The organism is Phosphitispora fastidiosa (assembly GCF_019008365.1).
Taxonomy (GTDB): domain Bacteria; phylum Bacillota; class Thermincolia; order Thermincolales; family UBA2595; genus Phosphitispora; species Phosphitispora fastidiosa.
Genome location: NZ_JAHHUL010000003.1, coordinates 79606 through 104345, shown reverse-complemented (window position 1 = coordinate 104345; position 24740 = coordinate 79606). Strand labels below are relative to the sequence as shown.

The 24740-nt window shown below is 41.5% G+C and carries 19 protein-coding genes; 10 read left to right on the top strand and 9 right to left on the bottom strand.

Annotated elements, in window-relative coordinates; genetic code table 11:
• Positions 1 to 11 precede the first annotated feature (11 nt).
• The 4 genes from Ga0451573_RS04570 to Ga0451573_RS04555 all read left to right on the top strand — a co-directional run bounded on the left by Ga0451573_RS04570 (position 12) and on the right by Ga0451573_RS04555 (position 8186).
• Entirely contained in the window at positions 12 to 956 is a 945-nt protein-coding gene (locus Ga0451573_RS04570) for a hypothetical protein (RefSeq protein ID WP_231682707.1), read from the top strand.
• Positions 957 to 972: 16 nt separating this feature from the next.
• Positions 973 to 6249: an RHS repeat domain-containing protein gene (locus tag Ga0451573_RS04565; RefSeq protein ID WP_231682706.1), complete on the top strand. Its 5277-nt coding sequence runs from the start codon at positions 973 to 975 to the stop codon at positions 6247 to 6249.
• Between the two features lie 15 nt (positions 6250 to 6264).
• Complete coding sequence (locus Ga0451573_RS04560; RefSeq protein ID WP_231682705.1) at positions 6265 to 6510, top strand: hypothetical protein; 246 nt, start codon at positions 6265 to 6267, stop codon at positions 6508 to 6510.
• A 917-nt stretch (positions 6511 to 7427) separates the two neighbouring features.
• Complete coding sequence (locus Ga0451573_RS04555) at positions 7428 to 8186, top strand: formyltransferase family protein (RefSeq protein ID WP_231682704.1); 759 nt, start codon at positions 7428 to 7430, stop codon at positions 8184 to 8186.
• Between the two features lie 46 nt (positions 8187 to 8232).
• Here Ga0451573_RS04555 and Ga0451573_RS04550 read toward each other — a convergent pair whose 3' ends face one another.
• From Ga0451573_RS04550 to Ga0451573_RS04540, 3 genes are all read right to left on the bottom strand, one after another.
• Positions 8233 to 9321: a BtaA family protein gene (locus Ga0451573_RS04550; protein WP_231682703.1), complete on the bottom strand. Its 1089-nt coding sequence runs from the start codon at positions 9319 to 9321 to the stop codon at positions 8233 to 8235.
• Positions 9321 to 12047: a phosphotransferase gene (locus Ga0451573_RS04545; RefSeq protein ID WP_231682702.1), complete on the bottom strand. Its 2727-nt coding sequence runs from the start codon at positions 12045 to 12047 to the stop codon at positions 9321 to 9323. The genes Ga0451573_RS04550 and Ga0451573_RS04545 overlap by 1 nt, the downstream gene beginning before the upstream one ends.
• A gap of 541 nt (positions 12048 to 12588) precedes the next feature.
• The gene (locus Ga0451573_RS04540) at positions 12589 to 13365 is read right to left on the bottom strand and encodes a MerR family transcriptional regulator (protein WP_231682701.1); all 777 of its coding nucleotides are present in this window, start codon (positions 13363 to 13365) and stop codon (positions 12589 to 12591) included.
• Positions 13366 to 13529: 164 nt separating this feature from the next.
• Between Ga0451573_RS04540 and Ga0451573_RS04535 the strand changes: the two genes are divergently transcribed.
• Complete coding sequence (locus Ga0451573_RS04535; RefSeq protein ID WP_231682700.1) at positions 13530 to 13925, top strand: hypothetical protein; 396 nt, start codon at positions 13530 to 13532, stop codon at positions 13923 to 13925.
• A 53-nt stretch (positions 13926 to 13978) separates the two neighbouring features.
• Here Ga0451573_RS04535 and Ga0451573_RS04530 read toward each other — a convergent pair whose 3' ends face one another.
• Complete coding sequence (locus Ga0451573_RS04530) at positions 13979 to 15289, bottom strand: DUF3298 domain-containing protein (RefSeq protein WP_231682699.1); 1311 nt, start codon at positions 15287 to 15289, stop codon at positions 13979 to 13981.
• Positions 15290 to 15560: 271 nt separating this feature from the next.
• On the opposite strand from Ga0451573_RS04530, the gene yedF reads away from it, so the two are divergent.
• The gene (yedF, locus tag Ga0451573_RS04525) at positions 15561 to 16145 is read left to right on the top strand and encodes a sulfurtransferase-like selenium metabolism protein YedF (RefSeq protein WP_231682698.1); all 585 of its coding nucleotides are present in this window, start codon (positions 15561 to 15563) and stop codon (positions 16143 to 16145) included.
• A 121-nt stretch (positions 16146 to 16266) separates the two neighbouring features.
• On the opposite strand, the gene htpG is transcribed toward yedF, so the two are convergent.
• Both htpG and Ga0451573_RS04515 read right to left on the bottom strand, forming a co-directional pair.
• The gene (htpG, locus tag Ga0451573_RS04520; protein WP_231682697.1) at positions 16267 to 18150 is read right to left on the bottom strand and encodes a molecular chaperone HtpG; all 1884 of its coding nucleotides are present in this window, start codon (positions 18148 to 18150) and stop codon (positions 16267 to 16269) included.
• 132 nt (positions 18151 to 18282) lie between these two features.
• On the bottom strand, positions 18283 to 18762 hold the full coding sequence (locus tag Ga0451573_RS04515) for a DUF6530 family protein (RefSeq protein WP_231682696.1): 480 nt from the start codon (positions 18760 to 18762) through the stop codon (positions 18283 to 18285).
• A 375-nt stretch (positions 18763 to 19137) separates the two neighbouring features.
• Here Ga0451573_RS04515 and Ga0451573_RS04510 point away from each other — a divergent pair, with 375 nt between their 5' ends.
• Both Ga0451573_RS04510 and Ga0451573_RS04505 read left to right on the top strand, forming a co-directional pair.
• Positions 19138 to 19635 carry a DUF6323 family protein gene (locus tag Ga0451573_RS04510; protein WP_231682695.1) on the top strand — a complete coding sequence of 166 codons (498 nt, stop codon included), beginning with the start codon at positions 19138 to 19140 and terminating at the stop codon, positions 19633 to 19635.
• On the top strand, positions 19628 to 20974 hold the full coding sequence (locus Ga0451573_RS04505) for a DUF6179 domain-containing protein (protein WP_231682694.1): 1347 nt from the start codon (positions 19628 to 19630) through the stop codon (positions 20972 to 20974). Before Ga0451573_RS04510 ends, Ga0451573_RS04505 begins: the two co-directional genes overlap by 8 nt.
• On the opposite strand, the gene Ga0451573_RS04500 is transcribed toward Ga0451573_RS04505, so the two are convergent.
• The gene (locus Ga0451573_RS04500) at positions 20940 to 21278 is read right to left on the bottom strand and encodes a response regulator (RefSeq protein WP_231682693.1); all 339 of its coding nucleotides are present in this window, start codon (positions 21276 to 21278) and stop codon (positions 20940 to 20942) included. The two genes, Ga0451573_RS04505 and Ga0451573_RS04500, sit on opposite strands and share 35 nt — an antisense overlap.
• A 211-nt stretch (positions 21279 to 21489) precedes the next feature.
• On the opposite strand from Ga0451573_RS04500, the gene Ga0451573_RS04495 reads away from it, so the two are divergent.
• Together Ga0451573_RS04495 and Ga0451573_RS04490 are read left to right on the top strand one after the other, a co-directional pair.
• Positions 21490 to 21909 (top strand): MarR family winged helix-turn-helix transcriptional regulator, encoded by a 420-nt coding sequence (locus Ga0451573_RS04495; protein WP_231682692.1) that lies wholly within the window; start codon positions 21490 to 21492, stop codon positions 21907 to 21909.
• Between the two features lie 25 nt (positions 21910 to 21934).
• The gene (locus Ga0451573_RS04490; RefSeq protein WP_231682691.1) at positions 21935 to 23545 is read left to right on the top strand and encodes an MDR family MFS transporter; all 1611 of its coding nucleotides are present in this window, start codon (positions 21935 to 21937) and stop codon (positions 23543 to 23545) included.
• A 558-nt stretch (positions 23546 to 24103) separates the two neighbouring features.
• Here Ga0451573_RS04490 and Ga0451573_RS04485 read toward each other — a convergent pair.
• A complete protein-coding gene (locus Ga0451573_RS04485; protein ID WP_231682690.1) occupies positions 24104 to 24430 on the bottom strand; it encodes a type II toxin-antitoxin system RelE/ParE family toxin in 327 nt (108 codons plus the stop codon).
• On the bottom strand, positions 24427 to 24708 hold the full coding sequence (locus tag Ga0451573_RS04480) for a type II toxin-antitoxin system Phd/YefM family antitoxin (protein WP_231682689.1): 282 nt from the start codon (positions 24706 to 24708) through the stop codon (positions 24427 to 24429). Before Ga0451573_RS04480 ends, Ga0451573_RS04485 begins: the two co-directional genes overlap by 4 nt.
• Between the last annotated feature and the right edge of the window lie 32 nt (positions 24709 to 24740).

Sequence of the window (24740 nt, the reverse complement as noted above, 5' to 3'; positions counted from 1 at the left end):
AGTGTGAAAAAATGAGGTTATCAAAGCGCAACACCGTAATTCTGGCAGTTTGCCTAATAGCTTTGTTTGCAGGTGCAGCAGTCTGGGCAGTGGGAAACGGTAAATCTGCAGACAACAATCAACTGGCTAGTGATATTGCCGCCATGTCCGGGCTGTCAAAAAGTGCGGTACTTCGGTTATATGATGCCATAGAAGACTGGGATACAGTCAGGCAGAACATATTTGTATACAAAAAAATACTAGATACATTAGAAATAAAACAGGCTGCCTATAAAGAAGTATTCGGTTTAATAACAAAATACAAGGCAGAAGATGTTCTAGCAGTATATGAATTCCTGGCAGCCAATGATTCTGATTTCAGCTTGGCGGGAGAGCTTTTGGCTGAGCATGCCAAAGGGACAGAAATGCAGTTTGTCCTCTCCAATGCTTTAAATATGAAGGACTTCAAGCATTATAAGCCTGCCGATGAGGAATTGATACGCAGTTGGATGAAAGACGGCTACACGCCACAGGATATTTTAAATGCTGACAGTATCGCCAGGGCAAAGGATATGAATATTGAAAAAGTGTTGGAATTAAAAAAGAACTCTGAATCCTGGGAACAAGTCGGCAATCAGCTTGCATACAAATTTGAAAATGCAAACGATAAGGCCACCCTAAACATCAAAAAGGCTGCCGGTAACCAGACTATTTCGGCAGAAGACTATGAATCTGCTGTAAAAAAAGCTAATGCCGAGGCCGAAAAGGAAAAAGAGAAAATTGAACAAGAGATTTGCAGGGAGCATAATCTAACTAGGGTTCAACTGGGTAAATACAAAGAAGACGGATTTTCTGTCTGGGAAGTAAAAAATGCGGCCCGCCTGGCAGAGAAGTCCGGAACTTCAATGGATGAAATCCTGCAGGAAAGAAAAGCCGGCAAGAGTTGGGAAGAGATAATAAACAGTTATTCCGGATAAGAAAGGAAGGTTGAGAATGAAGAAGTTTTGCTTTTCTCTTATAGCCTTCCTGTTTACCGGAATGATGCTATGGTGTCAGGCTGCTGTAGCTGAGACACCTAAGGTTACTACGGTCTCTTCTTTGATGAAAGTCCTCAAGGAAGATAAACAGAAGGCACTATATAATATTGAGTTAAATGCTCCATTCTCCAAGGCCACCAGTGGGATACGGGAAACAGTAAGTACTGAAACCGGTGAATTAAATATCCGGAACACCATATTTGATATCCCGGGGCGTAATGGCATGGACTTATCCCTGGTCCTGGAATACCGTAACAGGGATGCCAAAGCATTCGATGAAGGAACCAGCAGCGCCGGGGGCATTAAATATGGGGAAACTGTAATTGCCTATTATGATGTTTTTGATGCCAACGGGTATTGGTTAAAAACAGGAGCGCTAAAATATCCAGCCGAATTAACTATTTTGGGTGAAACAACTTTAGACGAGCATAAATGGGTATTTACCGGTTATCTCCAGTTCGAGTCAGGAACTCCTGATTTAACTACCAGCAATATAGTAAATAAGCCCAGAGCAAAAAGTGCTGATTCAGCAGCCAAATATATCTTCGGGGAAGGCTGGAGCCTTGATATCCCTACTCTAGAAGTAGATGGAGAAGATGATAATAAAACAGTATGGGTTACCCTGCCCAATGGGCAAACATATAAGGCTGACTTTACCACCGGAACAGGTTTGGCTGATTATGAGCTGAGTGACATAGTCTTTACCAAAGATACTACATTTGATAATGGCCAGGATCCCTCTGCCTATAGGCTTTATTATGCCGATGGGACATCCTACTATTTCTCTGCTAATGGTGAACTGCTGGTGGAGATGGATCGGTCCCACAATTCCATCAGGTACTACTATGAAACCATTAATGGTCTCAGGCTGTTAACCAAAGTTGTTGACTCGGTAGGCCGTGTTGTGGATATCCAGTATAACGATACCGGTACTATTTTTAAATCCGGCGGACGCAGTGTTCGTCTGATTAAAACTCAAATTCCGGGTCAAACGGGAAAATTCTACTTATCATCATTTGTTGATACCCAGGGGCGCCAATTCTCCTATAAATATACCTTCCAGGAAGCTGCTTTTGACCAGATAGGAAATAAGTCCTCGGAAAATAATCTGTATGCCAATTTGATAGAAATATCCTACCCTACCGGAGCTAAGACCCAATATGTCTATGAAAAAAGCAAGAAAAACCTGAACAGTGGGTTCATGGAGTATTTCAAGGTCAAAGAGCGCCGGGATGTTGATGGAGACAGAACCTATAACCTCTTAAGATACCAATACTATAACGAACCCGACGGGTATCCAACATATAAGGCAGATTCAATAGATGAACTCTATAAATACTATTCTACGGTCACCGACAGAAAAGATGTAACAACTAAATACATGTATAATGGGAAACACCAATTATACACGACGGAACTCCGTTCAGACCGGCTGTTAAGTGAAGTCTTTACCAAATATCACGATAAATATAACCTGCCTGTAAGAGATACTACCAAAACATATAATGCCAAGTATGATTTCTCAGAAAAGGTGGATACATATGAATATGACCACCGTGGGAACATAGTGGCCGAAAACCATCCTGATGATCCTGATGAAATTAACAGTGATGAACATAAGATATTCTACAGCTATGATTTCGCTTACAACCTGCTAAAGAGCAAGAAATTCAAGCAGGATGAAAACACCACCGCTGAAGTCCGGTATTCCCTCAGCCCAGATAAAAAGACTGTTGCCAGTGAGACTTTTTACGGCAACGGAAAACTTCTGGCGCAGACAGAATATACTTACGACGGGTATGGAAATGTTACCAGCCAAAAGATTGAAAAGGAACCGGGTGAATGGGTAACTACCAGATTCTTGTTTAGCTCTAAATATAAAGGGGCTTACCTGACAGCAGTTATTGAAGAAGATGTCAAGGATGCTGATGGCGGCACCAGGGATATTAAAACGGAATATACCTATGATTTGGCCACCGGTAACAGACTTACTTCTGTTGACGGAAAAGGAAATGCTTCTTACTTCCGTTATGATGCCCTGGACAGGCTTTTACAGGAGACGTATCCTGATAAAAGCTCAACAACATATAAATATGATGATTTAAATAATATCCTTGAGGTAACTAACCCCAATGGTGATAAGTTAGTTTATGACTACAATGGCCTGGGGGATTTATTACGGGTTACTGCCCCGGAGACAGACACCGTTCTTGCTGAATTGCAGTATGATGACTTGGAAAACCCGATCCTGCAAAAGGACGGTAACAAGAACACTAAATATCTCAAATATGATGAGTTGAACCGGATTAGCGCAGTCAGCCACGCTGACCGCAGCGGCAGGATTCTGGCTGATACAAGGGTGTCCTATGATGAGGCCAATTATGACAAGTTCGGCAATCCCTTCTTTAAGGTAACAGTAACTGCCAAGGGTGACCGGGAAAACAGAGTCACTAACTATTATTTTGATACCTTCGAATGGCTGGCCAAACTGGGTAGATTTAACGGAAACAAAGAAGAATTTGCTCAATACAGGTATGACTACCTGGGCAACCAGACAGAAGCGATTGATTTTGCCGGAACAAAATCCCTCTTCAAGTATGATGCCCTCAGCCAGTTAACCAAGGTAACTGATGCCGAAGACAGCAGTACTGAATACCGGTATGACCGGCTGGGTAATATGATAGCCCAAACTGATGCCCTGGGGCAGACGGTATCTTTTGAATATGACTCTTTGGGCCGGCAGATAGTTGTTAAGGCACCTTTCGAGTCAGGAAAGTCTGCTGTCTCCAGATTCTATTATGACAACAACAGCAACCTGATAAAGACAGTGGACCCGGAAGGTTTTGAGACCAGGCAATATTATACAAGCCGCAATTTCCTGTCGGCGACAGAACGGGTAATTAGCTCTACAGAGTCCAATATCACCAAGTTCGAATATGATAGGGTCGGTAATACCACAAAGGTTGTCAAAGGGCTAAATTCCTGGCAGGATAAAGAGTCCTCCTCATATTCGTATGAATATGATTCCCTGAACAGACTCATCCTCTCAGCAGATGCTGCCGATAAGGAAACACGATATGAATATGATAATAATGGTAACCTGGTGAGGCTGATTGACCGGAATAAGGTTGCCACAACCTATACTTATGATGGTCTGAACCGGCTGGTACAGAAACAAAACAGTAAGGACGGCAAGAAAACAGCTATTAATATAACAATTGACAAGCTGGGGCAAACCAGGCAGATGACTGATGCCTCCGGAACCACTGTTTTTGATTATGATAACTTAGGACGCCTTACCTCTGTAAATTACGGAAACGGTATCAGGCAGAACTATGCCTATGACAGGGTTGACCGGGTCTCTGCCCTTAAGGTGCTGCAGGGCAGCCTGACACAGATTAACCTGAACTATGAATATGACAATGTGGGCAGGTTAATAACACTCAACGATAATGGCAAGAGATTTAGCTACAAATACAATGATATTGGCCAATTAACGGAAGAACTTAACGGGGTTACGGGAATTAAATCAACCTATCAGTACTACCCATCAGGTAATGTCAAAAACCTGCGTCATTGGGATGGCAGCAATATTGTCAGCAGTTATGAGTATAAGTATGATAAGCGCGGCAACCAAATTCAAAAGGATGAAGGAAACGGGACTACCAAGTACTACTATGACCCCCTATCCCGGATTAAGACTGCCTTGCTGCCAAATGACAAAATTCAAAACTATGAATATGATGACTTGGACAATATCAAGACGATTACTGAAATAACCGGGAACAAGATTGAAGAAACATCATACCTCTATGACAAGAACAACCGCCTTATGCTCCAGGAAACAACAAAAAGCGGAGAAACGGTTCAGCACAGGTTTACTTATGATGCGGTGGGAAACCAGCTGACCAAGGAAGATGTATTTAAAATCAATGGCAATACCATGGCCACCAAGTCCTTTAACTATTACTACAACGGGTTTAACCAGCTGCAGCGCGTACAGACCCCGGACAGTAGATTCGTTGAGTATACGTATAATGGAACCGGATTACGAACTAAGAAGGATTTTGGGGATACGGCAACAAATTATTACTACAATGGAAGTAATATTATCCTGGAGACAGATAAGAATAATGCAGTTACGGCAAGAAACATCCGCGGTCTGAAACTGATTTACCGGGAGAATAACCCCGGTCAGGTTGATGCACAGATGTTATTCTACCTGCACAATGCTCATGGGGATGTCACCCAGCTACTGGATGAAGAGGGCCAACTTATTAAGGATTACCGGTATGATCCCTTTGGGCAGGAAGAAGTCAATCCTCTACCTGCATTTGGCGGTAAGCAGACGACTGAATTATGGCGGCAGGAAGTAGAGAAGATTGACAACCCCTTCCGCTATTGTGGGGAGTACCTGGATGAGGAGACCGGCAACTACTACTTGCGGGCCCGGTACTATGACCCAAGCGTGCAGAGGTTTACGCAGGAGGATTCTTATGCGATAGCCTTTGGGGCAGCCTGGCAGGAGCATTTTTATTCATATGCTGCTAATAATCCGGTGAGGTATATTGATCCGAGTGGGCATTTCTTCTTGCCTAAAAGCGTATCCACAATAGCAAGTGCTATAATAAAGGCAAGAATAAATATTGCCAAGTATAATAATAGAAACAAAAGCAGCAAGCAGAAGAAAAAAACTGTAAACAAAAATAGTCAAGTTATTAAAGGTGAAGTAACTGTTGTTCATAGTAACTCAATAAACCTATATAATGATCGTCCTTTAATTAATAAATCGGATGTAATAAAAAGAATTCAAGATAGAATTAATACACTCATTAATAGAAATGAATCACTTAAAAGGCAGTTTTCTGAGAATAAACAAACCCAATTAGGCTTAACAGTAAATATTGCAAGTAATTCTGCAGTTATTGCTGAATCAAAGACAGAAATAGCTATCAAAACGGGTTTGCTATTATTCTGGACCCAAAAAGAAAACCAGGCAAAAGTCAAAGAGATTGAAGATGATCTTAAAAATATTAAGGAGGATATAGAGCGAAGAACAAACCAAATTATTCGAGATTATAAGGAAATTAGAGAAATTGGAAAACACCAAAAAAGTATAACTAATGAATGGCAAATTAATTTCAGTGAGATACAAAGTTTAACAAACGATTACAAGAAATTGACAGGTAATGAGTATAAGCTTCCTTGGTATGTGGTTATATGGCCAGATTAAGAGGTGAAATATGTTATGGACAAAAAAGGAACTATCTCGGTTAAAATAATAAAGACTATACTAACATTTATATTTATTTGTTTATCAGTACTTGTTATCTTAGGAAGTACCACTATATTAATTGGATTAAAAGAAAGATTTGTTGGTGACATTGGTTATAACGGCCAGAAACTAGAAGAGTTCATAGAGTTTACATTTGTTAATATTATTTTATTAATAATCACATCAATTATATTGAAAAAAATACGTAAACAAAATTAAAGGAAAGCCTTAATGAGTCTTTAAGCCAGAAAACCATAATAGAATATCTTGCAACAACTGAATGGGCCATATCTTCATCAACCCCCACCCGTTACCAGCTGCCTGTGGCTCACAAAAAAAGTTTCCTTCCTGGTTAACCATTTCTAGGGAAGGAAACTTTTTTGTTCGGAGGTTGACCTGGCCTTCCGTACCGGTCTGCTCTTGCTGCAGCCGACGAACTCGGGAATTAGCACTCTGCAATTTGGTCGTCATTAATAACAGTATATAATGCTCCCACATTCTTCGCCGGAAGGCAAGCTGACTGATTTCAGCCCGCCAATCGATAGGATTTGAGATATTCAGGTAAATCAAGGGAGTAACGAATCAGGCAACTGATGTAAACCATTCAGAATTCATGGCACATGCTGTTAACACCAACACTGGTCATAATCCTAACGAAATATCGGCGGATGCCGGGTATTTCAGTGAAGATAATATTGGGTTTCTTGAAAAAGAGGTGATAGATGCATACACATACCTCCAGATAAGCAGCCTCATTCCCGGTTTAAAGAACCGGCTTCGCGAAGACAAATCCCAGGCAACTTAAGTGTTAAATAAAATATGCAAAGAAAAATTAAAACCAAACGCGGTCGAAAAAAATACCAACTGCGTCAGAAAACGGTTAAACCCGTATTTGGCTAAGTCAAAGGAGTACAAGTCTTCCACCAATTTATCTTAAGAATTCATTGCATAAGCCCAACAAATGAATTCCCCAGTTACCATAATTAAAACCGGGGGAGAATGTTGTTTGCAGATTTATTCTCGGACAGACTCCTCGGATAAACCATTGAACCAAGAGTGCATCTGCCTACCTCGTTCCAACATTGTCACAATTTTACCATTATGATATAATTTAGGCAAAAACTGAGGTATCCGGCATGAAAGTCATTTTAGTAACATCACAGTTTACATATGTCAAAGGTAATTATTATTATCTTTTAAAACAAGTTACCGATAAAAATAATTTGCCAGAAAACACAGAGATCTCCTGTGTTGTTTTTATAAAAACCTTTTCTTTACAATTACTCCTTAAAGTGATTTTTTTAATGTTCATAGGAGCCAGGCACTTTTCGTTAACCCTTCTAAAAAACATGCTGACATCATTCATTTACGATCCCCGAATCAGACTGCTTAAATCACTGCACATCCCTATCCTAAAAGTCAAAGATATTAACTCCACGGAGTCATTATGTAAACTCCGTCAATTACAACCTGACCTGATTGTTAATCTTCGTACACGAAATATTTATAAGAAGGAAATCCTGTCATTACCTGAAATAGGCTGCATTAACATTCATCATGGAATTCTGCCTGATAACCGGGGAACCATGTGTGACCTTTGGGCTTGGGTTGAAAACAGACCGGTCGGTTTTTCGATTCATTGGATGAATGAAGAAATCGATGGTGGAAATATTATTATCACAAAACAAATCGATTTGTCAAAAGTTAAGACATACCCCGACATACCCCGCATTTCCAGTATTGCCGAGTCGGAGCAACTTCTCTTGAGCCTTATAAAAATTTCCCAGTCAGGATACTTTTTCAGTGACAAAAACATTAGCATGAGGCCAAAATATACTAAAAATCCCTCCCTAAAACAAATCAGGCTAATGACAAAAACGGGGTTTAGATTATAAATGGTGTTCACCTGCTTATCTACTATACGAGGGCCTTTGTGTTGTTTCAAATAGCTTCTCCGACAATAAACCTTCTGTAAAAAAACGCTTTATCTTTAAGGTGAAGTTTTTCAGAGAGATTGAAATCGGTTTTTATCGGAAAATCAGACGGAATAGTTCTATCAACCATCATGTTCCAAAAGGCCACCCTGGCTCCTTTTTCCGCTGCCCTATGGATTATTCGTAGGGTTTTATGAAAAATGGGCACATCCATATATTCAAATATATCTGAAAGATTAAAAGCATCGAACTTAATTTCTTTATGTTCATCAATGCAGGAAGTGATTCCGCCTTTAAATATTTTAACTTTATGCAGGTTTTTTCTGATTTGTTGATAACTGTCCCTTCGAAGGTACAGAGGCAGGGCGTGCTTTGGAAAATTTCCTTTGACAATGTAATTTAAATAAGGATTGGAGTAATTCGAAACAGAAGTAAGAGCGTATTCAGTTCGTTTCAGAATATTAAGGGCCACATTTTCCTCAACATACCGAAAAAATTTAGGGTCCCTCCCAAAGCGGCCTATAACTGCTTTACTGAAGAAAATCTTAAACAGTAATTTCCATCTATCATTATTCCAAACCCGCTCATAAAATACTTTCTGAGCAGTTAGCTCTTTTTGATCAAGTAATAGATCGATATGCCTCCTCCTGTGAATTAAAGGCAGCATGTACCTACGTATTATCCTGAAATAATTTTCAAATTTCCCCGCGTGAATAATCCCCAGATCTATATATTCCGGATGTGACTCCCAAAACTTTCTGGACTCCTCTGACAAACAGGAACGTAAATCTCTGAAAATCAGTTTTCTTTCCTTCTCTTCATCGATACCGATAAATCGCAGAGTTTCGTCATAGTCAAGGTTGGCGAAGGCCGCCATACGAAGTTCAAGACAGGCCAGCTGGGCCGGATTGAAATCAACAGCCATCACCAATTCGGGGTCCTTTAAAAGAAGCGCTAAGGTGTTATCCCCAGCAGAAGCAACGGAAAGACAGTTATCACCCTTTTTAATCCTCAGAGCCTCCGCCAAAATGTCAGCATCTTCCCAGCAGTTTGCATACCTGATAAAATCAAACCGTACTTCATCATGAACAGACATTAGTAACCTCCGTCACTCTCGACTATAAACCTTGTAAGGTTTCCGTACACCCTGGGTATAAACTTAAAGTGCAATAAATTGTGGGCAAGCAGATAAAGATTAAACCTGACAGTGGCAAGATCCATCAAATTCAGACGCAATACCTGGTTAAAGCTTTCTTTTGGTATCGTAATGCAGGTTCTTTCCTGAAGTTGAATCCGATAGAATTCCGTAAATTTGTAAAATTGCTTTACATCTGCTTGTTCACCTAAAGCAAAAACCAGGAATTCAGCCAGATCATGCTGAGGATTCTGGTAACAAACCAGCTCCCAGTCATACAAAACCAGAGTTTTGTGTCCGCTTTGATTACTTATGCAAAGATTTCGGGTATTAAAATCATTGTGAGCCAAAGTCATGGCAAAATCCTGCATCTTCTTTAAATTGGAGGAAAAACCTGTTATGTAATCATGGTAGAGTTTTCTAACCTGAGAAGTAATTAATTCCGGAAACTTCCCGGCATTAAAATCAGTTAATTCTCTCAGAAACTCGCTGGCAGCAAAAAGTGATTCCGGATCAAACCTGTTAATTTGCATGGATTCAGGTATACTCTGAAAATCATTAAAATAAGCCGAGTGTATTGAGGCCATGCCTTCTAAAACCGCTTTTATGCTGTTTTCATCCCACTGTGCCGGGTCATCAATAGTGCTAAAGTTAGCATTTCCTGAAAGATCTTCCATCAGGATTGCATATAAAGCCCTGTCTTCTTCTATTTTTGTTCCGTATATTTCCGGACAAAATTTCAGAACCTCAGGTTTGGCATCTTTATAAAACGCGATTTCCCTTATGGTACTGTTTTCAAACCCGAAAATGTGCTGATGCCTCTCAAAAAGCCCGGGCAGCCTATCTTCTCCCGAAAGACGAACAAGCCCCACGCCGGTATTAAGAAGATCACTTTCTGCGGACTTTAATTTTAATACAGCGGGCATCTCCCGGGGTCCCTTGTCAGTATTAATCCTTAACTTATACTTAAATAGTCCTACCGACGCCCCTGATTTCTTACCAACAATATTTGAAACGATACCGTCAATATTTTTAATTTTTTCTTCTGAAAAAGAGGTTACTTTAACTTTCCTAGCTGAAAGCAATTTTGAAAAAAACCTTGCATTTATCTCCGATTTGGTAAATTTTCTGTTATTACGGTTTCTGCCTAACCTTTCGTGGGCTTTCACAAATTCATTATTTCGAATTGCCGAAAGGGTAGAAATATCAAGGGCCAGGCATGCAGAAGCGATAATTTCCGCCAACCGGAAAAGCTTACCTGAACCGTAACAGCCCATTAGTTCCAAGCAGTCTTTTTGAGTAGGCAGGTGAGTACCACCGCCCACAGTACCAATTACCAGGGATGGAAGATAGGCTGTAAAGATAACTCCCTGGTATGTTTCTCTATACTTAAATATGCCGGTCGAGGATTCGTGGACGGAAGCAATATCTTGGCCGGTTGCAGTAAATATGCCAGCAATTATATTGGCAAAATTAATATTCACCCCAACCATACCAGTAACCAAGCCGGCAACTTCGCCAGCAGCGGCGAGGTGAAGAAGAGTTCTGGGACTGACTCTCAAAACCTGTTGCAATGTTTCGTCGGAAATGAGACACTCAGCAGTAACAGAAACTCCCCGTCCATTAACGAAATTTTGCAGGTTAACCTTTTTATCTCCGGAAAGATTTGCGTCAATGCAATATGATATGTATTTGATTTGCTTGTTACTACTAATCTTTCTAACAATCCACTCACAGGCAAACCAAGTACATGCTGTCGTCATGTTCTGACCAGCCGCATCCCCCGTAGAAAAGTAAAACTGAAGATGCAGGATACTACCAAACAGAAGAGTATTTAATTTTATAACCCTTGCCACTGATGAGACACTATTGGCCTTACTTGCAATTTCTTGCTGATTGAACTTTATCCAGTTTTCCAGCTTTATAGCGCCATCCATGTCCTCGCAAAAGAATACTGGTGCCCTCACCATGCTGTGACGGGTTACATGAACACGAATACCTCCTGACAGGTTGCAGGCCCGCGCCCCCCGGCATATTGACGATATGAGAGCGCCCTCAGTCGTTGCTATTGGAACAGGGCAATATCCGTTAGTATATGTCCCCCTGACAAGAATGGGACCAGCTAATCCCAGAGGAACTTGAACACTGCCAATATAGTTTTCTATATTGCCCGCAAGACTTTCAGGGTCTAAGTTTGATTCTGAAATATGATTCAAATTTGCGCCCGAAACTGCCCGAGCCCAATTTAGACGCTCGTTAACAGCTTCCTTGGAGTAATGCAGTCTGCTGCGTGTTGACGGAATCTTTTCGACACTGTATTCACCCTGAATTTCTTTTTTTCCTTCAATAATCAACTGAAGAACTTCAGTAATGCGCCTCTGAACATCTTCGGACGACGGGACAAGACAAATACTCACCTGTTGAGTTGCTGAGTATTTAGTAAGACTGGCTATTCTAAGTCCCTTTACGGAGAATTCAGAACCGATTTCACCAATATGCAGGGTTGATATCACATCATCAATATTAACCGTTGGCTCCTCATCCATAACCACAATAAGACCTTCGTCTGACTTTTCCAAAAGTCTGCCACCATACGTTTTGGATCCCGCAACCATAATTACAACAGGCTGCCTGCCTTCGTGAAAAACCAATTGTGAGTTATATACGCGGCTGTCAACAAACTTCATCCGTATACTCCTTAATATCGTTTTTTCCATTACTTTTCGCCAATTAAGTGTTAATTCCTTCCATAATTTAAATTTCCTATTAAGAATTTTCTTAATAGGAAATATTTTGAAGAAGTGTGGCGTGTTCTATTTTTACGATACCATGATTCTCTACAAAGGTTCTTCTTCTCTTCATTTCAAGCTGTACCGCTTCCCAGGTTCTTTATCAATAATCGAAAGATGGCTTTCCTCAACATAATACTTGGAAACCTCACATTTATTTACAAACCTTTTTTCAAAGCCAATCAACTTTATAAGTTTTCTGAAGCAAAACATCACCCTTTGAATTCAATAACGATTTACTTCCCTCTTTGATAAAGGCTCATTGGCATCAAACCTCATTCTTATGCAAAATATTTCAGGTTTATGTTTCAGTTTTATCTATAATTTCTCCAAAATGTCTCATGTTTCCTGCTTATTAGTGATTTTGCGGCCAAAAAGGAAAGCTGCCCCATTTGTATGAATAGGACAGCCTTCCACTGGCGCCAAAGGCAAGTATTTGTTATGCGTTATCATTATCAACCATACCTGTGTAAATGAAAACCGCATCCCGCAGAAAAGCGGCTGTACCCGGCTGTTTCTTGTCATAATATGCTGTAAACCTCTCGTCATCCACATACATCTGAGCCACTCCGGCATGGGCTTCTTTGGTATAACTGTCCCAGAAAAAGGTTAGCCACTGCCGGTGCAGGTCCGCAGCCTTCTGAGCCAGTTCACCGGCAGGGTCACCGGTGGCAAAGGCCTTCTCCAGGGTAGTAATGACATCCTCACCCAATTTCTCAACCTGAGCATATTGCTCTTGAGTCATGCCTTTAACTTTTTGGTTTGACCTGTCAACCTGCTCATCCCCGTATTTTTCTCTGATTTCTTTACCATACTTCCTCTCATTTTCATCAATCATTTTTTGTTTAAAGCCTTCAAATTTCTCTCTATCACTCATTTTCATTCTCCCTTCCTCGGCAGAAATCGTTTTTTCCACATTGGCTATCAACAAATCCAGCTGTTCCCGTTTTGCCAGCAGTTTTTCACGGTGCTCTCTGAGAGCACCGGCAGCGCTAAAAGTCGGCCCGGTGATGATATCCCTGATGTCTTCCAGACTGACACCCAATTCTCTGTAAAACAGTATCTGCTGCAGCCGGTCAACTTCTCTCTGCCCGTAAATCCGGTATCCTGAAGAATTGATTCTAGATGGCCGGAGAATTCCGATTTCATCATAATAACGCAGGGTCCTGGAGCTGATACCCGCCATTCTGGCCAGCTTCTGCACTGTGTATTCCATGTCCTCACCTCCTGACAATTCTACTATAAACCTTTACGCAGCGTCAATGTCAACACCATTTCAGAAAAAATTCAGGAGAATGTTGAGTCGGGAATCAAATTGGGCTATAATTTACACAAGCGTATTTGGCCGTTTGGCCATACACGTTTAAGGAGGAATTTTGCATGGTTATCAAGTATTATCCAGGCGAATCGCATGTAAAAGAAGCTATGCAGGCTGATGACCCATTGTTGATGCTCGTTTCTTATGATGGGCGGGAAATACTGCTTGCTAATATTGATGATGCCTTTGAACATCACATTCTTTTGAAGAAATTGGACTATAAAGAAAATGAGATAGACAGGTTCTTTAGGGTTATAGTTAACAGGGAAGGTGTCGATTGGACCTTTGTTTGCCCCAGTACCTACAAAGGTATCAGCAGCAAAGAGAAAAGGATAGAAGTCTTTTACAGTGACGGAATCACTCAAATCTCTAAGGCTCTGCAGGCTGTAGGCTATAAGGTGGACATACACATTCCGCAGCGGTATCGCCGCCACTTCGATATGTTAAAAGATACCTAAAGAAGAAAAGCAGTATGGTTTTTGCCATACTGCTCTTTAGTGGGTTCTTTTATTTATTCTATCAGGCAGTCTATCTCATTTAGGTCAATCTCAAATTCAAGGGGCCCAACTGCATGCGGGGTATATACATATTCCTGATAATAGATAACCAAAGCCGTATCGGTCAGGTAAAATCCCTGTTTATCCTCAATACCCTTAAACTCTTCAAATAGTTCATAATCCAGTTTATTTACCTTCTCCTTTAAGATGGGATCCAAGATACTCTTATAATCAACACCCTGCGCAAATAAATCCTGTAACTGCAGTTCCTTTCCGGTTTTCAAGTTGATGGTAAGTCCTTCAATAAAATTGCTGGGATGTGCAGCGCCCTCCATATATGCTGAAAAGAAAATCCTCAGGCTGAGGGCATTTTCTGTCCGGCGCTTAACTTCATAATTTACATTCAGCGTTTCCTTAAATGTTTCATCACCTGTTTCTGTCGGCTCATCATGAAGGCCGAATTTATTTTCTATGATGCTGTTGATTCTGTTTTCTATATCCTTATTCTGCATCTTTGTGATAACTGGATACTTTATCTCTACTTCGATGTTCACCTGTTGATCGGTGTAGGTTTGTGTGGATATATTATAAGCGTTTGTAAAAGACGGGCTGCTGTTACTGCCGGTTTTTCCCTGACTGCCCTCCTGATGTATCAATACTTCCGGTTTCCTGTCATCGAAATAACATTTTTCATACCTCAGACCGCCTTTATCCCAGGACTTAGGGCTGTAATAGAAATCATTTTCAGCAGCCAGGATAACGTCTGCATTTTTTGTCTTAAGGTCATATATCACCAGGTCACAGGTACCATCCCATTCCACTGCAACAATAGGTTTCTTATTATTTAAGACCGCAAAGGCCAGCCTGGCGGAGTCAGGGGACCACACAGGGCCGCCTGCATTGACGATTTTATCTGCTATTGTCAGATTATCCGGGTCGATTATCAGTGTTTCATAAACTGTTGAAGTCCCTTCATTTACGGTAACAAACCTGCTGTCAGGAGACCACTTGAGGTCATACAGGTTACCACTGGCCCCTGCAACTTTATTTTCTCTTGCCTCCCCGACATTCCAGAGATACATTTGGACTTCATAATCCTCTGTGTTCTTAAAAAAGGCCACCCGGGACTTGTTTTTTGACCATGATATATCGGCAGCGTTTTTGTCTGATTTTAAGGACTCCTGGATATACTCCAGGGAATATTTACCCTGGGCATCATCTGCTTCAGCTTCCTGTGGTTCCTTTCCGCTTGAGCATCCCGCACCCGCCAATAGAGCGATTCCTATCACCAGATACAGCAAAATTAGTCTCAGCCTTATTCCCATTTTGCTTCCTCCTCCTACCCGGTATTAATTTACTTTTACTAAAATATACTCCGTGTATTGTAAATAATTGTTAGTTAATATTAATTGTCATTTCTGCATAACGCCCCTAAATTCCTGTCACAATTCAACTGAGAAAGTAAAAACAATGACAGAATAAAAAATATTTATTGTATGTCTGGAAAGTATTTTCTTTTTTTATTGGTTATAGGCACCGGTCCTGTATTATAATTATGATTGGATTAGTGAAAACTTGTGTGGAGGAGTGATATATATGGAATCAAAAACCATTGATGCCCGCGGCATGGCATGCCCCATGCCTGTTATTAACACCAAAAAAGTACTGGAAGCAATGGAAGAAGGCCCTGTAACCACCCTGGTTGATAATGAAGCGGCCAAAGACAATGTTAAAGCGCTGGCTAACAGCATGGGGTGCGGGGTAGAGATAGAACAGGAAGGAAATGAATACAGGGTTCATATCACCAAAAAAAATGTCAAAATGAGTTCCGATGATCTGGTTACTGGTAACATCGTACTTCTTATCTCGGCATCAGAATTGGGACGAGGCAGTGCGGAACTGGGCGATATCTTAATGAAGAGTTTTGTGTTCACTCTTGTAGAAAGTGATAAAGTGCCACAGACAATATTGTTTGTCAATAGCGGTGTTTATCTCACCTGTGCTGATTCAGCGGTGCTGGAGCATCTGATAAACCTGCGGAACCGCGGTGTGGAAATATTGTCATGCGGCACCTGCCTGGATTACTTCAATCTGAAGGACAAGCTTGCCGTTGGACAGGTATCCAATATGTACACCATTTATGAGAAAATGTCCGCCGCAGATAAGGTTATTACAATTTAATCAGCTGCTATCTGCCCGGTTACCTTTCAAACCCCGGTAATTATGAAAGCACAGAGCCCCTTATCGAACTCTGTGCTTTAATTCACGGCTAATTTCAGGCATAATATCCAAATAACCCCGCCTATCTCATCATTTTGCAGATATTATTGGTAAACTCCACCGGGTCCTCAATTGGCAGCCCTTCAATAAGCAGCGCCTGGTTATATAATAAATCTGTATACATCTGCAGCTTATCTTTATCTTGTTCATAGGCTTCCTGCAGCGCTTTGAAGACATCGTGATTTACGTTAATTTCCAGGATTTTGTCTGCCTTGATATTCTGGTCATTATATGGCATCGAGTTCAGCACTTTCTCCATCTCAATTGTAAGTTCACCTTCATTAGCCAGGCAGACAGGGTGATTCTTCAGCCTCTTTGAAGCTCTGACATCCTTAACCTTATCTGACAAGATAGCCTTCATCTGTTCAAAGAGTTCCTGCTTGTCCTTCTCATCTGAGTCCTGAGAATTTTCGCTTTTCTCAGGTTCTATGCCCAAATCACCGCTGGATACTGATTTGAACTCCTTTTCCTGATAGGTCCCGATCATCTTAATGGCAAATTCATCAACATCATCAGTGAAGTAAAAAATTTCATATCCCTTATCTGATACCAGCTCTGTTTGCGGCATTTTATCAATTCTGTCAATGGATTCTCCGGATGCATAATAGATATATTTCTGCTCTTCGGGCATCCTGGAGACATACTCACCTAAAGTAACCATCTTTTTCTCTTTGGAAGAATAGAACATCAATAAATCCTGCAGGACCTCCTTGTTGCTGCCAAAATCGCTGTAGGCCCCATACTTCAACTGTCTGCCGAAGGATTTATAGAATTCCTCATACTTGTCCCTTTCATTTTGGAGCAGGCTTTCCAATTCGTTTTTTATCTTAGTCTTGATGTTTTTGGCAATAAATTTCAGCTGCCTGTCATGCTGCAGCATCTCCCTGGATATGTTCAGGGATAAATCTTCCGAATCCACCATTCCTTTAACGAAACTGAAATAATCGGGCAGCAGCTCAGCACACTTATTCATGATCAAAACACCGTTGGCATACAGCTCCAGCCCTTTTTCATACTCTTTGGCATAGAAATCGAAGGGCATTTTCTCCGGAATAAACAATATTGCCTTATAGGTGACCGCACCTTCGGCGCTGATGTGAATATGCTTAATCGGCTTGTCAAAGCCATAATGCTTTTCAGAATAAAAGTTGTCATAATCCTCCTGGGCAAGTTCGTTTCTGTTCTTTTTCCAGATAGGAACCATACTGTTAACAGTCTGTTCTTCTTTATATTCCTCGTATTCGTTGTCACTGCCTTCCTTTAATCTTGATCCGGTGATATCCATTTTAATGGGATACCTGATAAAATCAGAGTATTTTTTTATGATAGACCTTAATTTATACTCCTCCAGAAACTCATCAAAATTTTCTTCTCCTGAATTCTCCTTAATTTTGAGAATGACATCAGTACCGACAGAATCTCTTTCATATGGCTTAACAGTATAGCCGTCAGCTCCCTGGGATTCCCATTTGTAAGCCTCATCACTGTCCAAAGCTTTAGTTATCACAGTCACTGTATCAGACACCATAAATGCCGAATAAAATCCGACCCCAAACTGCCCGATAATATCATACCCGTCTTTTACTTCATTCTCATTTTTAAAAGCCAATGAGCCGCTGTTTGCGATAACTCCCAGGTTATCTTCAAGCTCCTGCCTGTTCATCCCGATACCGGTGTCGGATATTTTCAGCACCCTGTTTTCCTTGTCCACTGCTACTCTAATATAATATTCGTCCCTATTGAAGCTCAGAGAGTCATCTGTTAGTGCCCTGTAATAAATTTTGTCAATAGCGTCACTGGCATTGGAAATAAGCTCCCTTAAAAAAATCTCCTTATGGGTGTAAATTGAGTTAATCATTAAATCCAGCAGTCTCTTTGATTCAGCTTTAAATTGTTTTTTCGGCAAAGCAAGTCTCTCCTTTCCTTCTAATTAATAATTCAAATTCATCCCCAAGTTATTGGCACTCTGATTCTCAGAGTGCCAATAACAATTATTATATACCAAAATATGAGTCTGATGTCAATATTTTAGAAAAAATCAATAACCCATCTCCCTGAGAATCCTTGCCAGGGTACGTAAACGTTCACCAATTAGTTCATCATCGTGACTGAGAGCCTGGCTGAATAATTTAATATCTTCATCAATTTTATCATTGTCGGTACATACAGCCACTGTCATAGCATCTCCCTGGAGGCCCACTCTGTCAATAACAGGATTTTCTTTGTCATATAATTTATCATATCGATAAGCCTCTCTGAAATGAAGCCTTGTCCGACAAACGAGAATCGCCAGGTCCAGAACGCGGTGTAAGGGCAGTTCCTCAGATTGCCGCGACCATTTTTCTCCTGTATACCGCCACACTTTAGCGGAAATATCTACCTTTCCTCTGTCATTCCATTGGGCTAATCCCAGTGAAAGCCCCTTTGTGTCTGAGTTATAGGCATTTCTGCCATCAATATTTTCATAGTTTTCTGATACAATAACCGGTTTGTGTTTCAAAACAGTTGGTATTTTCATTGTTTGCCTCCTCATACTCTTGATGATATTATAGCCTTGCTTTTGCTACTTTACTAAACTACTAACATTACTGGTTTAGTTGTTTAGTAAATTAACTGTTTTGATTATACGTTAATGTATGCATTTTGTCAATATTATATTATCCACAACCCTGCAAAACAGTAATTCCCCTAATAATGAAAAAACGCCCTTAAACGGACGTTGGAAGTAGTCGATTTGGTACTAATCTAAAAACCATTGACTTCTTAAAGAGCCCATGGTATACTGAAATTTGACGAAAGTTGATTATGTATAGATAGATTTATCCAACTATACTATAGCACAAAGCAAACCCTTTGTCAATAGCCTTAAAAAAATAATTGAAAGGAGCAAAAAATGGCTGATAATGCTTTACTGTTCCCGGCAATTATTATGAACAAAGCGGCAATTTCCACAATCATAAACTGCAACGTAATAACCCTGCGTTACGGTCTGGCGCTTTCCTCCGAGGAGGCCGTGGAACTTGCTGAAACACGGGCAGCAGCCCTAAGAAGCAATGGACGCATCGAATTCGGCGCCGGAATCATAAATAAACTGATTTTGAAATTTTGTGACTCCCCCTTCCTTTCGAAGCATAACTATACCGCCACCTTGAATGACTTAATAGAAACCTTCTATTACTTTAAAAACGAAACACTTGATGAAGTCGGTGATGACGAATTGCTTTCATTAATGAAGAAGTATTTTGACCACAACTGCCAGGGTTCCATCGAACTCCTGCAGCACCGGGAGTTAGAATTACTGGCACGCAATATCCGGTATGGAGTCAGAAATTACACGGATCTAAGCCAAGACAGCGAAGAATCTATTGATGAGGAGGACCATTATGACTAATCTGGAAAAACAGCATTTGATTAAAAGTGAAAACCTTAATCAGACACATTACTTCCAATCAGTTTTACAGGAAGCCTGCCGCCTGAATCTGTTGACTGATTCGGAATTGGAAAATATTCAACTACAGTGCATACAGCTATTGGCCAGACAGGCAGAGCGCTATACAGGCGGTGAAAGCAGTTCCATAATGGAGGAAACTGCGCACAATATTTTTCAGTCGATCTTTTACACTGTTGGAGTCTATCTTAAGAGCCTTCCCGATGCGGACATAAGCATAGAAATACTTAAACAGAAGCCCTTGACCGAACTATACCGGGAGGGCAAAAAACTGGTGGAAACACAATTAGAGCATGCCAAACAAATCTATAATCAAGTTCAAGATAACTGCATCACCACCGGTAATCATGCCTATAATGATACTTTACAGAATGGAATCCCGGCTTTTTTCTCTGCCTATGAGGTTGACTATGCCGCCCACGAAACGCCTGCTTCCATAGATTATCCTTTAAGCAGCGACAAAATGGAGTTGACCGGCATAGAGTATATCAATTATTATCTGCAAAAACTGCTAATGGAGAATCAATTCTGTAAAAACTTCACCACCCATGATATTCATTGCTTGCTGTACGGATATGATGCCCATTATCAGGATTTGCTGATAAATATTTTTGGAGTCGTGCTAACAAATGCGATTGGCTGCAATTTGGCAGACAAAAGCACCCGCCGGCTCAATATTGAACCAATTGACAGGCAGTACCTGCAGCAAAAACTGGTGAACATGACTAAAAACCAATTGGATGCAATACTGCATGATGCATCCAAACAACTCTTTGAAGAATTTAATATCTCGGGCGGGTTGTTACAGACATACATCACCGCAACTATCCCTGATATATCACCAAGAATAAAAAATGCGTTAGAAAATAACCGTTTGGAAGCAGTATTTATCAGTTTAAAAGAAAACCACCCACAACCTGCCGTTAAGTTTGAAGACGGCCGGAAAATGGATGATGAATTATTCCGCAAAATTTTAGACGAAATCAGACAATGCAGATATGTATCAGATAAAATAGCAATCATTAGAAGGGAAATTCACAGTATGGCTGATCTGGTGGATATCCTCGAAGGATATTGCCTCTTTAATGATGAATTTTCTCAGTTATTTCAATCACTTGGGGATATGGAGCTGGCACTGCTTTCAAAAAGGCTTCCGGCAAACGCAGCAGATTCCGACCTTCACTATACAGAAAACGAGAAAGAATGGCACCAAAGGCTTAACAGCTTTTTAAAGGAAATGGATTTGGTCAGAATAAGAGCTCAAATTTTTCCCTCTCAATAGGGCACAACAGATATCCATAGGCGCCTACTTCATAAGCGTCCAATGCATAATCCTTTTCCTCGGCAACAAATACTATCCTGATGTTCCGGTCTATAGCGATTACCATCTGGGCAACCCCCAGTCCTGGAATTTCACTGTTTCCGATGCGGATAAAAACCATTTCCGGCCTATCCCGCTCAACCCTTTCCAAAAACCCGTCCGGACTTTTCATCACTGCTACTTCCTTAATACCGGTTTTCTCCGCCAGCCAGGTGACGATTTTATCCAACCCGGAACCGCCTGTGTGGAGAATGAATACTCTCACCAATCCACCTCCTGAGTCTTTGCCTTTGCTTTTATTGTACAACCCGATTCTCCCAAAATTCTCCCAAAACAAAAGCCATCAATCTGCCAATTAACAGATGGATGGTTTCTGCTTCTCATCCATTGACTATTATAAAACAAAAAAGTATAATAAAAAATGTTATTCACTAAATATTTCAGTTCTAAAATATTTAACAGTGAAGGAGTAGGACATGGCTGAACACCAAGAGTTACTTGAACTTTTTTACAGTGTCCTGAGAAAAATGAAAAAAGAGTGGCATAAACAGCTTTATGATATCAACCCCACCCAGTACCTTATTTTGAAGGCTCTGATACATGGGGGTCCCCAAAAAGCAACGGAACTTGCTGAAACGCTTCAAATAACGCCTGGTGCTATTACCGGGGCCTCAGACAAACTGGTTGCGGAGGGTTATGCTGAACGCAAGGGGGCAAAAGAAGACCGGCGCGTCGTCTACCTGGAAATCACAGCTAAAGGGAAACAACTCACAGACTCTCTGATTGAGAATCAAAACAAGGTAATGGCGAAGTTTTTTGAGGGGTTACCTGAGGAGGATATCGACCACCTGATTCGGATTTACCATATAATTTCCGGCAATCTCGACAACCAGTAGCCTTATTACGGAGGAGAATAAATCTGTGGAACATTTATCTCACCAGCGCAAAATAACGATTATGGTTGCCATCATTGTAGCCATGTTCTTTTCTTCGATTAACCAGACAATTGTAGGTGTGGCCCTGCCTCGCATTATCGCCAAACTCGGCGGTATGGATTATTACACCTGGATTATGACCATCTACCTGTTAACCTCGACAATCTCTACGATTCTGGTCGGCAAGCTCTCAGATATTTATGGGAGAAAGCCCTTTATTTTATTTGGAATTGTGGTTTTTATGATAGGAGCCTTCTTTTCCGGAACTTCCAAAGATATCATCCAACTGATAATTTACCGCGGCATTCAGGGGATCGGGGCAGGTGTTATCATGGCTACGGCCTTTACTGCAGTTGGTGATCTCTTCTCCCCGCGGGAACGAGGACGCTGGGCCGGCCTGATGAGCGCGGCCTTTGGAATATCCAGTATCCTGGGTCCGGGTGTCGGCGGCTATATTGTAGACCACATGGATTGGCACTGGGTATTCTGGATGTTCCTGCCGCTGGGCTTCCTGGCCTTTTTCATGATTCTGCTCCTTTTCCCCAAAGTGAAGCGGAGAAAATCCGAATCCATCGATTACCTGGGTTCCTTGTTTATTACCCTGACAATCGTCCCCATGCTGCTTGCCTTCTCGTGGGCAGGCACAAAATATCCCTGGGGTTCACCCCTGATTTTAGAACTCTTCGCCTTGGCGATTGTTTCTCTGGCTTTCTTTATTTTCACCGAAACCAGGGTAAAAACCCCGATCCTTCCCCTGTCCTTATTTAAAAACAGGGTGATAGCCATTTCCAATGTCATTGGATTCCTGATGAATGCAGGCATGTTTGGGGCCCTGATTTACATGCCTTTGTACGTGCAGGGCGTCATGGGCGTTTCGGCAACCTATGCCGGCTATGTTGCCATGCCCATGTCTTTGAGCATGTTTACCGTAAGCGCTTATACAGGACGCCGCATGACCAAGACGGGTAAATACAAAAAGATGGCCCTGCTGGGAACCTTCCTGATGGTTTTTGGCATGGCTCTAATGGTTACAATGAATACTATCCTGATGGCTGCAATCAGTATGTTTATCTTCGGTTTCGGCCTCGGTCTCGGAATGCCTGTCTTCACGATCGCTGTCCAAAATGCCGCCGCTTCCAAGGATCTGGGAGTGGCTACAGCATCAATTCAATTATTCCGCAGCATTGGGGGGACCATCGGTATCGCTGTGATGGGAACTATTCTTTCCACAAGCATGGCCGGTAAAATGAAGAACCTGCTCACCCCTGACAGCGGAATAAACCCGGCATTAGTGGACCCAGCCATGACCGACAAGCTGGCTCAATTACAAAATCCCCAGATTCTTCTGGACCAACCCAAGCTTATGGCAATTCAAGACAGCCTGCCGGCACCTCTCCAGCCGGTCTTTACACAAATTACCGAAGCCTTACGGGAAGCCCTGGCTGCATCCCTGTCAAATGTTTTCTTAACCGGGACCATCGTTCTGGCAGCAGCATTTGTCCTGACCTTCCTCCTTAAGGAAGTTCCGCTTCGCACCACAGTCCACAAAGCAGGCAATGCAGTTACACAAAATCCGGAAAAGAATTCGGCAATATAATGTTGAATGTAATCAACCCCCTGCGGCAACCGGTGCTGCAGGGGGTTGATTTTAAGTTAACAGTTCCTAATTACCGTGGGTCATAGCCGACAACTGACCAGATCCCCGTTTCGTCCTGGCGGATAAGGCGTTTCAGATAAATGGTATCTTAACTGCAGCATTTTCCGTCAGACTTACGGTAGTATTCGGGAGAGTGAGTTCACCGGCAATCTGTTTGGCCAATGCTACCCTTTTTGACCCTTCTATTTCAATTTCAATACCATCCTGCCGGGGGAAGTGTCACGTTAAAATTTACCCAATTTAAGGGAGGAAAATGCAGAAAGGGACGTCCCATAATTAAGCCGCCAATATGTTCATTTGAGCTTTTAAAGTATGGAAGCAGCTGGATATATTCCTCACGACGGCTACAACTCCGTCGGCAAACTGCTCCCGCACTCTGTGCGGGTCGCAGGCCGACGGACGTCAGACTCGTCGTTCGGAACACATCAGCCGCTTCCTAATTTAAATCTCTAAATTAAAACAGCAATTGTCATTACTTAATCATGGAGCCTCCATATATTAAATGAACCGTTCAAGCAGCAGGTCCTCCACGTTTCTCCTGCCATCAAATACTGCCAGCACCCATACTTTCTTTCCTTCAATCTTATAGATTATTCTCCAGGGTGAACTGATTAGTTCCCTGTAATTCAGGATACCATAGTATCCCAGTTCGGGAACAATCCTTCCCTGTAAGGGCATCTGCATCAGGTTATGGGCTTTTTGTTTAATGGCATCATATACCCTTCCAGCATGATTTTTACTGTCAGCAGCTATATATTTAATAATCTTTTTTAGATCCTGCTGAGCAGTTTGTGTCCAGAAAACCTGAAATACCCCTTTGGTCATGGCCTCATATCATCCAATTCACGATCCAGGTCGGAAAAAAAATCTTCCTGTGGTGAAACCTTTCCTTCAACTATGTCACTTTCCCCCTGGGCAAGCAATTTTAATAAGCCGATAGCCTTCTTCATTTTTTCGTATGATTCAGGATCCAGTAATACCGCCCTGGCCTCTCCGTTTTGGGTAACATAGACTGGTCTGTGGGTTTCATTGACTTGTTCCAAAATCTCAGCCGCATTTGCTTTGATGTAGGAAATCGGTCTGATATCTTCTTTAATGTTCATCACAACATCACCTCGGTATAAATATGATACCA